Below are 10,986 nucleotides of genomic sequence, written 5' to 3'. Positions count from 1 at the left end.
CCAGTAAAACTAGAATTACCTTTCTCATTTTTATTACCCAACATTTCCGCTCTACCTTGAGCAAGACAATAATTACACTTATACAATTAAATAAATATTGGGTATGTCATACTTTATAGTACATAACGCCCAATTAAGGGGTGAACAACGCCTCCACCCAAACCTAAAGCATTGTGCCATAAACACTAAGTTTGAAGTAAAAGCAAAAGTGCCAAGCGTTGTGAATCCCTCTTAAATTGATTGTTAAGTGAATTTTCCATATAACTCATAATGTTTTTTGGTTTTCTCAATAGACTCTAGATGTTTATCGAGGTTTGGCTTGATTGTTTCAGCTGTAGTTGTTGAAAGCGCAGAGCCAATACCCATAGTAGCAATTTGTTTACCCAGATCTTCTTGAGGCGTCATTTCAATGAACTGTTCAAATACTATTTGGTTCATTGCTTCTTGATAGTTGTTTTTGAGAGTGACTAGGACAGGCAAAATGACGTCTACAACGGCTTCGCCATAGGACATCGCTTCAGCTTTGGTTGGTATTTTACCTTTGTGTATGACTTCATTTCTAAATTTAACTTTTGAATTTGATAGTTTTGGGGGTGAATCATGTTCCACAAAGCTATACAGAAAAAGATAAGCACCATATTGACGTTCCGATTGATTCGAAACTTGTTTCCAAATGGTCTCAAATAAAGCTTTATCTAGTTCATTAGCTTTGAACAAGATTTTTATGGCATATTCATAAAAACGCTCTAAAGCAGAAGTGAAAGAACTTACTGCCTCTCGATAGTAACCGTCATGGATGGCGTTTAATCCAAGTTCGAATAGAACTTCAAATTTTGGATTTTGCAATCTAGTCCGAGATATATGACCGTTTACACACTTAAACTGATAGTAACCAGCATCCTGAATTTCAGCTGGATAGCTGATATCACTTGGCCTTCCAAGTTCTTGGAAACATGTCATACAAGTCAAATATAGTTTCACCTTACCTCCATTCACTTAACGATAAGCTAAGTGGCTGCAAACACCACCAAACCCAAAATAACCACCGTAAACACACTAGTCAATTGAACCGAAACCGCCACAGGTTTGCAGTCCGACTTTAGCGCCTTGTTATGCGTGCGTCACCTACTTGGCATACACTAATCACTTTCACCGGGCATCGTATCAAATTGCGGAAGGCCGTCGTTTAAGAAACCCACGTCCCAGTTTGCACGAGAGTTGACATAGACATGTGCAGAAATTTTTGTATCTATAGGCTCTGACAACAATCCCGCGGGAACCCAATACGACTCACCATCTGTACTGATATTTGGTACTGGACTACCACATCGACAACAAAACTCAGATTTAAAACCAGAACTCGTAGAAAATGACCTAATTTGATGTTCGCCGGAACACCATTTAAAACTAGATGACTTAACTATCAACGCTGAGTTTGATGAAGAGCCCGATACTTTGCGACACAACGAACAATGACACTGATAGATGGGTGGTAATTCACCTGACAATTCAAACGAAACCTCCCCACACAAACAATTTCCTTTCAACTTCATTGCTCCTATGTCAATTAGTACGCATAACGCTAAGCTAAGTGGCTGCAAACATCACTAAACCCAAAATAAACACCGTAACCACACTAGCCAATTGAACCAAAACCGCCACGCGTTTGCAGTCCGACTTAAGCGCCTTGTTAGCTGGTTGCGTTGAAGCTTGATGTTTGCACCCAAATGCATAATTTGGAATACATTATGACTATACGAATTCAATGTAAAAGGGACAGCTATAAAACTGAAACCTAGCCCACGAAACATAACTGACCAAGAAAAATTACGATGAAGCAACCATAGCAAGCGAGGAACGAATTTGGTCACGAACTACTTTCAGCTTCAAAGAAGCCACACCAAAGAACTCGACAAAAACACAATTACAAGTAAAACAGCTTGAACGAATTCAATCACTTACATGAAAGTGCCACTGGCGAGATAGTTGAAAACGTGAACGTTCAGGTGTAAAGCTCGAACCACAGAACATGGACAAAGCCGCTCTTTAAATTTCCAGCTAACGCCCTGCTAAGTGGCTGCCAACATGCCACGAAACTTAAACAAACCACCGTAAACACCAAACCTAAACAGAAGCAAAACCGCCGAGCGTTGGCAGTCCGTCTTAAGCAGTTTGTTAACTAGCTGAATGATGCGCTAAGTACCATTGCCGCATAACAACTACATTAGTATGTGCGTTCTTTATGTTACAGTCAGAATAAGACATATCGAGTCTCAATTCTTTACTCTCAACTCTGATTGGCCTTGGTAACCAATGATACTTGAGTGTTACTCTTGGCTCATAGATCGTTAGAACTAGTGCCTTATGCATAGAATTAGTTGGACCCACGAAAAAATCTGTACTCTCGATGTCCGACCAAGGAACAAACCCTATTTTGAAGTGGTATATGCCTTCGTAACCTATGGCTAGAAGCGTTGGTTTAAAAACCATGCGATATAACTCATATACCAACAAGCTGAAGAAAATTGAAACTAAAATGTAGCCAAACAAAGGCTCATTGTTACTTGTTGCAGCACTAAACATGAAGAGGAAAAAACTGAATGCTACCAACCTACAATATCTAGTTTTGTAAATATGATTTCCAACTAAAACCTCAATACCTTCAACCGTAATTTTTTGCATAAATCCCGTCGCTAGTTAACGCTAAGCTAAGTGGCTGCAAACACCACCAAACTCAAGATAACCACCGTAACCACAGTAGCTAATTGAAACAAAACCGCCACAGGTTTGCAGTCCGACTTAAGCGCCTTGTTATGTGCAATTTTCATTGGTAATTCTAATATTTGTCACGGCTTTATCACTATTTGCAATTACATCTATGGATATCCATTTACCACTTTGCAAATACTCTCTAAGACCAACACTACTACATATCTTTTCAGGGAATATTCTATGAGAATTCTGAGCAAAACGTGACTTATTTGAGTCATTTAACAAAACATTATGAATATTCACTTCCAATGAAATGACATTTTCGTAAACAGATACAGATCTAACCGTGGCATTGCTGTCTGAATCATCTAGTAGCAACTCCTGAAACTGAACTTTCAAATCTTCGTTAGAATTTTTCTTCGCATAATCCGGATAATATAGTTTTGCTAGCATAAGCAATGGCATTACTACCATTAAAGCCATCCTCAATTTCTTCACAATGCCTCCTTGCACATAACGCCCTGTTAAGGGGTGAGCAACGCAATACCGAAGCCGCTGCAAACCACCTTAATCACCAAAACTAACGCATAGCAAAAATGCCATGCGTTGGGAATCCCTCTTAAACAGTTTGTTATGATTCAGGCTCTTCACCGTTTGGACGCAACTGATGCTGAAGACCTAGTAAGAAGTTTCGAAGAACTTGGTCTTTGCATTCTCTGTAATGCTTATTCTCAGGCTTGCGGAAAAATGCGCTCAGTTCATGCTTGCTTAAACGAAAGTCGACAAGCTGCAAAATCTCGATGATGTCCTCGGCTTTCAAGTTCAAAGCAATACGTAACTTGTGGAATACGATATTATGACTTAACTTCGCTTCTGGCTTAGGCTGCTCACCTTCGCGCTTGCCACGCTTGAAATTGATAAAGCCGTTTAGAAATACTGCTAACTCTGTATCGCTAAGTTCGACAAAAGATTCATCTTCTTCTTTTTTCAGCCAACTAGTGACTTGTTCACTCGTCACATTGAAGTCTGCTAAAGAGTAGATTTCTGCCATTACACTGTCTTTCAAATCGAATGTATAACGTACACGGCGTAAAATATCATTATTGGTCAAATTAGTTCCTAGTCTTAGGTAAATCCAGTGATATCGACGTGATTACTGGAAGACTTGGATTTTATCAGATTTGCGGTCGACACCCTACCAATTGTGCCAATTTGCGAGAGAATCATAACGCTAAGCTAAGTGGCTGCAAACACCACCAAACCCAATATAACCACCGTAAACACCCTACCCAATTGAACCAAAACCGCCACAGGTTTGCAGTCCGACTTAAGCGCCTTGTAATGAGGAGACTTGAAGTGACAGAGAATAGAAATTTTCATCACTGTCAATCACACGATAGCCAAGCGATTTGTAGAATCTCACTGCGGATTCATTTCTAACAAAGCTCGATAACGTTATGCTGCCGCATCCTTGCAAACAAGCTTGATGATGAACATACTTCATTACTTTCTCACCTAGCTTTTGGTTCTGGAACTCTGGAAATACAACAAGCAAGTGCACATGAAGTGCATTGTCATATGGTTTGAAACAAAGCACACCTATGCGCTGCCCCCTTTGGTAAACCCAGTAAAACCAATTAGGCTCATAATCGTCCTTTAGACGCTTACGCTGAAACTCATCACTCCAACCAAAAACAGCATCAACATGTGTGTAGAGAGCCTGTTTTACAACAGAAAATAGACTATCGAACTCATCAGTTTGAATTTGTACTAATTTGATATCCATATTCCTCATAACGCTAAGCTAAGTGGCTGCAAACCAGAACAAAACTCAAAATGACCACTTTAAACACTCTAGCCAATTGAACCAAAACCGCCACAGGTTTGCAGTCCGGCTTAAGCGCCTTGTTATGTTGCGAACTCATCGATATACAATTTACCTAAAATCGATTCAACAGCAGCAATTTTACCGCCACTACCATGATAAGTTTCAGCGCGAAGATGTATTACTTGCCCACAAAGCTTGCAAACAAAGTAATTGCTTACGAAATCGCCCCAATTTTTCCCATTAGCTATTTGGGAAAAAGGCTGGCCATAAGATCCAAACCCTAAATATTTGAGATTTCCCTTCTCTGTTTCTGTTCTTAAAAGAAGTATCGATTCCGTTAACTTTTGGGGATTTCGAATCTCCCTGACTAATCCAGAACACTTTCCACAACTCATCCTAATGTCCTTTTGATAGCTAGAGCAACATAACGCTAAGCTAAGTGGCTGCAAACATCACTAAACCCAAAATAAACACCGCAACCACACTAGCCAATTGAACCAAAACCGCCCCGCGTTTGCAGTCCGACTTAAGCGCCTTGTTAGCTGGTTGCGTTGAAGCTTGATGTTTGCACCCAAATGCATAATTTGGAATACATTATGACTATACGAACGCAATGTAAAAGGGACAGCTATAAAACTGAAACCTAGCCCACGAAACATAACTGACCAAGAAAAATTACGATGAAATAACCATAGCAAGCGAGGAACGAATTTGGTCACGAACTACTTTCAGCTTCAAAGAAGCCACACCAAAGAACTCGACAGACACACCATTAAAAGTAAACGGCTCGGTTAGATTCAACTATTTAATTGAAGTGCCACTGGCGAGATAGTTGAAATACGGGGGGCTTTCAGGTGTAAAGCTTGAACCACAAAAACGGAATAAAACTGCTCTTTTAATTTTCCAGCTAACGCCCTGTTAAGGGGTGAGCAACGCAATACCGAAGCCGCTGCAAACCACCTTAATCACCAAAACTAACGCATAGCAAAAATGCCATGCGTTGGGAATCCCTCTTAAACAGTTTGTTATGATTCAGGCTCTTCACCGTTTGGACGCAACTGATGCTGAAGACCTAGTAAGAAGTTTCGAAGAACTTGGTCTTTGCATTCTCTGTAATGCTTATTCTCAGGCTTGCGGAAAAATGCGCTCAGTTCATGCTTGCTTAAACGAAAGTCGACAAGCTGCAAAATCTCGATGATGTCCTCGGCTTTCAAGTTCAAAGCAATACGTAACTTGTGGAATACGATATTATGACTTAACTTCGCTTCTGGCTTAGGCTGCTCACCTTCGCGCTTGCCACGCTTGAAATTGATAAAGCCGTTTAGAAATACTGCTAACTCTGTATCGCTAAGTTCGACAAAAGATTCATCTTCTTCTTTTTTCAGCCAACTAGTGACTTGTTCACTCGTCACATTGAAGTCTGCTAAAGAGTAGATTTCTGCCATTACACTGTCTTTCAAATCGAATGTATAACGTACACGGCGTAAAATATCATTATTGGTCAAATTAGTTCCTAGTCTTAGGTAAATCCAGTGATATCGACGTGATTACTGGAAGACTTGGATTTTATCAGATTTGCGGTCGACACCCTACCAATTGTGCCAATTTGCGAGAGAATCATAACGCTAAGCTAAGTGGCTGCAAACTCCACTAAACCCAAAATAACAACCGTAGACACACTAGCCAGTTTGAATCAAAACCGCCACAGGTTTGCAGTCCGTCTTAAGCGCCTTGTTATGTGCGTAGCTCATCTATGAACGCCTTGGTCTTTTTCGGGCTAGTTATCCTTACGAACTCTATATGAGTGTACCTTGGATCACACAGCAATTCTGTGTAACGAATACGATTTGGCTTATACGTTTTTAATGTCCAGAGAATGATCGAGTCTTTACTTAGAAACGACTTTCTAAATGATTCAACATTACCAGCTTTTCCCCAAAGTTCTTGCTTAGTCACAATACGAGTTAACGCTCGTTTCACTGCTTGGTATAGAGTCCTTGAAAATGAATAATCCACCCAAATGATGGTATCAGCTCTACCCCATTTAATTTGGGCTGTCCGATTATAGTTACCATCAAGTACCCATTTTTCGCCACTAAGACTCTCCGTAAGGTTGGCAAAGAATTCCTCATCAGTAGATTCTTGCCAATCCGGCTTCCAGAATATGGCATCCATTTCCAAATAGGGATATTTGAGCTTATTAGCAAGGAGGCGACTGAAAGTACTTTTACCACTTCCACTCGTTCCTATTACATTAATTCTTTTCATCGACTAACCTAATTTCTAGCCCTAGCACATAACGCTAAGCTAAGTGGCTGCAAACACCACCAAGCTCAAAATAACCACCGTAAACACACTAGCCAATTTGAACTAAAACCGCCACAGGTTTGCAGTCCGGCTTAAGCGCCTTGTTATGTGAATTATTTCAAGCACCCAACAGAGGCAAACTTTTACGCTGCTGATAGGTTAAAGCTAACTCTAAACAGGACTTGATTGCTGTTTCTGGCAACGGTTTCGATAAGGACAGAACTATTGCTCTGTTTCCCTGAAACTCCAGTTCTGCACCATACAATTCCCGAAATGTATCGACTAACTTAGTTTGGCAGTTAAAGAACAAGTAATAATTATTGGGGGACTTCAGTTTCCAATCCATTCTTAGGGGACTGCCTGTTTTTACGCTGTAGCTTGGTTCACCCCACTTTAGAGATTCATCGATTTCACCCAGCTCCAATTCAGATGCGATTTGAAAGACTAGATTTCTCAGCTCCTCTAACCTAAGGCGAACATTTTCCGGATATTCATCGAAGCGAGCTTTAACTACCTTGTTCATTGGAACCTCCTATTCACATAACGCTAAGCTAAGTGGCTGCAAACACCACCAAACTCAAAACAACCACCGTAAACACACTAGCCAATTGAACCAAAACCGCCACAGGTTTGCAGTCCGACTTAAGCGCCTTGTTAGCTGGTTACACTGAAGCTTAATGTTTGCAACCAAATGCCTAATTTGAAATACATTATGACTATACGAACACAATGTAAAAGGGACAACTATAAAACTGAAACCTAGACCACGAAACATAACTGACCAAGAAAAATTACGCTAAAGCCAATCATAACAAGCGAAAGACGAATTTGGTCACTAACTACTTTCAACTTCAAAGAAGCCACACCAAAGAACTCGACAAACACATTATTAAAAGTAAGTAGCTTGGCCAAATTCAACCATTTAATTGAAAGTGCCACTGGCGAGATAGTTGAAATAACGGAACTTTCATGTGTAAAGCTCGAACCACAGACCATAGACAAAGCTGCTCTTAACATTTCCAGCTAACGCCCAATTAAGGGGTGAGCAACGCTACCACCCAACCTAAGGCATTGTACCGTAACCACTAAAGTTGAAGTAGAAGCAAAAATGCCAAGCGTTGGGAATCCCTCTTAAATTGTTTGTTATGTACGTTGTACCGAGCGCACTGGTACCCAACCAACTTCACCCGTTGACCTCGAAACTCGATACCACTCATTGAGTTCGAATAGCACTGATAGTTTTTCACCAATGACAGTATTGAGCTCAACATTGTCATAGTCTTTAAGCAAGATTCCTTCAGAGAAACCTTCAATCTTTTCGATATATTGAACTGGAGCCCAACCCTGATCCCCTTCACTGCTGGTTATAAAGATCCAGTTGGGAAACTCGTCGTCAATTATACCTAGGGCTACTTTATCGCCTTGTTTCAAATAAAACGGATTGGGATATTCTGAGACGTGCTTTTCAGTAGAAACTACTTCCATATTTTCTCCAAAGTACATAACGCCCAATTAAGGGGTGAACAAGGCTACCACCCAATCCTAAAGAATTGTGCCATAAACTCTAAATTTGAAGTAGAAGCAAAAGTGCCAAGCGTTGAGAATCCCTCTTAAATTGCTTGTTATGTGATTACTCAAACGCTGACTTGCCATATCGAGCAAAACTGTAGAAGTTGAAATATTCGTCTTCGATTTCTGGCAACCAACCTCTAGTCATTTGGTCAAAGTGAGGAATACAAGTTATTGGATACTTGGCATCGCCATCAATCACTGAAATCAAAATTCCCCCTAGTTCCCCATCCAAAAGTTCGTTGACAAGTGGGTCTTTACATTCGACTAGCGCTCTTTTTAAACAAACCGCAGAATCATAGGCCAACGATTTTTGCTCAGCGGTGAAATTCATAGCTTCCCCTTTTATCACATAACGCCCAATTAAGGGGTGAGCAACGCCACCACCAAAACCTAAAGCATTGTGCCATAATCACTAAATTTGAAGTAGAATCAAAAATGCCAAGCGTTGTGAATCCCTCTTAAATTGCTTGTTATGACACGTGTTTTTATTTACTCAATGGCTCAAAATCATTGACCACCAACAACCCAAAAACATTTTTATGCACTTGCAATAAAATCGGGCTATCTTTTTCAAGGCTTGACCAAGTATGTTTCGAGATATTAAAAGTAGCCTCACCATACACTTCATGTTGTACATCAATTACGTAACTAACGTTTCCTCTACTACTACTTTCATATTTCCTATCCACAAACGCAATAACTTCAAACGACTTACCAATCGATGTACCCACCGCTAATATAGCGACAAATATTAAACTAATACAAATGTACGCTATTGGTGGTAACTTTATGAAAGAGCTACGTTTATCAGTGTAACTATTGTAAAACGATTCTGTGTCTCTACGATTATGAACATAAAGAGCTATGGTTACACCAATACCAGCGGAGGCAGCTAGCAACTCAACGCCATAAAATACTTTGTTCGAAGTAACTGAAATTGCCCACCCTGCGCCCACACATAGTAAAGCTAAAATAATCCCTGATAATCGTTCGATTCTCATCTGTCCTCTTGAGTGTCATAACGCTAAGCTAAGTGGCTGCAAACACCACCAAACTAAAAATAACCACCGCAAACACACTAGCCAATTGAACCAAAACCGCCACAGGTTTGCAGTCCGACTTAAGCGCCTTGTTATGCCACTGTTAGCAACGAACCCATTTGCGCTTGCTTTCCGCTGAGCGTTGAATCTTTTTAGATTTCGTCAGTTCGTTAATTGCCTTAGAAAAGTCAGATTTGGATAAACCTAGCTGCTTTTGTAGGCTCGGGTCTAAAGGTCTAGGCGACTTTAGAGCAGAAAATATTTTATCTTGTGGAGAGACATTTTTCTGCACACTAGTCATTTGCACAACTGTTTCATCTTTAGTTCGTATACTTTTGAAGTTTGCACCTACCTGCTCGCATTGAAACTCAAAAGCTGAGACCAAGTTTTCATCATTGCTATAGAGTTCAAAGTTGACTGTGCCAAATTGTTTTTTGTCCAGTGAAAGTAAAACTCTGGATAAGTAAGCGATGATATAGAAATCTGCTTGATTAGCGCCAGTTGGGTATTCAGAAAGATATAAAAAAAGTGACTTCTCACAAACGCGTTGAACAGCTTCTAATTTAGAAAATACAAATACTTTATCAATAACTGTGGCTTTAACTTTTTCTAGTTCTTTTAGACCAATGTTTTCAGCGTCTACGAATATCATTTTCATATTGTCACTCGCTTCCTGATTGCTAACTGAATACTAAATTTATACAAGCATCTCTTCATTATCAAGCAAGTGGCATAACGCCCAATTAAGGGGTGAGCAACGCTATTCCCCAACCTAAAGCATTGTACCGTAACCACTAAAATTGAAGTAGAAGCAAAAATGCCAAGCGTTGTGAATCCCTCTTAAATTGCTTGTTATGACACGTGTTTTTATTTACTCAATGGCTCAAAATCATTGACCACCAACAACCCAAAAACATTTTTATGCACTTGCAATAAAATCGGGCTATCTTTTTCAAGGCTTGACCAAGTATGTTTCGAGATATTAAAAGTAGCCTCACCATACACTTCATGTTGTACATCAATTACGTAACTAACGTTTCCTCTACTACTACTTTCATATTTCCTATCCACAAACGCAATAACTTCAAACGACTTACCAATCGATGTACCCACCGCTAATATAGCGACAAATATTAAACTAATACAAATGTACGCTATTGGTGGTAACTTTATGAAAGAGCTACGTTTATCAGTGTAACTATTGTAAAACGATTCTGTGTCTCTACGATTATGAACATAAAGAGCTATGGTTACACCAATACCAGCGGAGGCAGCTAGCAACTCAACGCCATAAAATACTTTGTTCGAAGTAACTGAAATTGCCCACCCTGCGCCCACACATAGTAAAGCTAAAATAATCCCTGATAATCGTTCGATTCTCATCTGTCCTCTTGAGTGTCATAACGTTAAGCTAAGTGGCTGCAAACCCACCACTATACTCAAAATAACTACCTTAAACACACTGTCCAATTTGAATCAAAACCGCCATGGGTTTGCAGTCCGACTTTAGCGCCTTGTTATGTATAG

General features: G+C 40.0%; 14 protein-coding genes. All 14 read right to left on the bottom strand.

The genetic code is table 11. The features are described from left to right. Positions 1-243 precede the first annotated feature (243 nt). Positions 244-981 carry a hypothetical protein gene (locus tag L3V23_RS21030; RefSeq protein ID WP_146029439.1) on the bottom strand — a complete coding sequence of 246 codons (738 nt, stop codon included), beginning with the start codon at positions 979-981 and terminating at the stop codon, positions 244-246. Between the two features lie 158 nt (positions 982-1,139). After that, on the bottom strand, positions 1,140-1,553 hold the full coding sequence (locus L3V23_RS21025) for a GFA family protein (protein ID WP_102967385.1): 414 nt from the start codon (positions 1,551-1,553) through the stop codon (positions 1,140-1,142). Positions 1,554-2,811: 1,258 nt separating this feature from the next. After that, positions 2,812-3,210 carry a hypothetical protein gene (locus tag L3V23_RS21020; RefSeq protein WP_237292959.1) on the bottom strand — a complete coding sequence of 133 codons (399 nt, stop codon included), beginning with the start codon at positions 3,208-3,210 and terminating at the stop codon, positions 2,812-2,814. 133 nt (positions 3,211-3,343) lie between these two features. Beyond that, positions 3,344-3,823, bottom strand: a complete 480-nt coding sequence (locus tag L3V23_RS21010; protein WP_237292956.1) for a DUF1456 family protein — start codon at positions 3,821-3,823, stop codon at positions 3,344-3,346. Positions 3,824-4,039: 216 nt separating this feature from the next. Beyond that, positions 4,040-4,507 (bottom strand): GNAT family N-acetyltransferase, encoded by a 468-nt coding sequence (locus L3V23_RS21005; RefSeq protein ID WP_102967398.1) that lies wholly within the window; start codon positions 4,505-4,507, stop codon positions 4,040-4,042. Positions 4,508-4,620: 113 nt separating this feature from the next. Continuing rightward, a complete protein-coding gene (locus L3V23_RS21000; RefSeq protein WP_102967399.1) occupies positions 4,621-4,935 on the bottom strand; it encodes a hypothetical protein in 315 nt (104 codons plus the stop codon). Positions 4,936-5,565: 630 nt separating this feature from the next. After that, positions 5,566-6,045, bottom strand: coding sequence for a DUF1456 family protein (locus tag L3V23_RS20990; RefSeq protein ID WP_237292956.1), 480 nt, complete (start codon positions 6,043-6,045; stop codon positions 5,566-5,568). Positions 6,046-6,274: 229 nt separating this feature from the next. Continuing rightward, complete coding sequence (locus L3V23_RS20985) at positions 6,275-6,808, bottom strand: shikimate kinase (RefSeq protein ID WP_237292954.1); 534 nt, start codon at positions 6,806-6,808, stop codon at positions 6,275-6,277. 157 nt (positions 6,809-6,965) lie between these two features. After that, entirely contained in the window at positions 6,966-7,370 is a 405-nt protein-coding gene (locus tag L3V23_RS20980; protein ID WP_140054148.1) for a DUF1801 domain-containing protein, read from the bottom strand. Between the two features lie 620 nt (positions 7,371-7,990). Beyond that, positions 7,991-8,332 carry an SH3 domain-containing protein gene (locus tag L3V23_RS20975; RefSeq protein WP_237292952.1) on the bottom strand — a complete coding sequence of 114 codons (342 nt, stop codon included), beginning with the start codon at positions 8,330-8,332 and terminating at the stop codon, positions 7,991-7,993. 145 nt (positions 8,333-8,477) lie between these two features. Then, entirely contained in the window at positions 8,478-8,750 is a 273-nt protein-coding gene (locus L3V23_RS20970; protein WP_237292950.1) for a hypothetical protein, read from the bottom strand. 154 nt (positions 8,751-8,904) lie between these two features. Next, the gene (locus L3V23_RS20965) at positions 8,905-9,420 is read right to left on the bottom strand and encodes a hypothetical protein (RefSeq protein ID WP_171386714.1); all 516 of its coding nucleotides are present in this window, start codon (positions 9,418-9,420) and stop codon (positions 8,905-8,907) included. Between the two features lie 142 nt (positions 9,421-9,562). After that, positions 9,563-10,117, bottom strand: coding sequence for a hypothetical protein (locus L3V23_RS20960; protein ID WP_237292948.1), 555 nt, complete (start codon positions 10,115-10,117; stop codon positions 9,563-9,565). 209 nt (positions 10,118-10,326) lie between these two features. Beyond that, positions 10,327-10,842 (bottom strand): hypothetical protein, encoded by a 516-nt coding sequence (locus tag L3V23_RS20955; protein WP_171386714.1) that lies wholly within the window; start codon positions 10,840-10,842, stop codon positions 10,327-10,329. Between the last annotated feature and the right edge of the window lie 144 nt (positions 10,843-10,986).

This window comes from Vibrio sp. A1-b2, assembly GCF_021726015.1.
GTDB lineage: Bacteria > Pseudomonadota > Gammaproteobacteria > Enterobacterales > Vibrionaceae > Vibrio > Vibrio diazotrophicus.
Note: the sequence above shows the minus strand (reverse complement) of the source record. Positions and strands in the feature narration are given on the sequence as shown.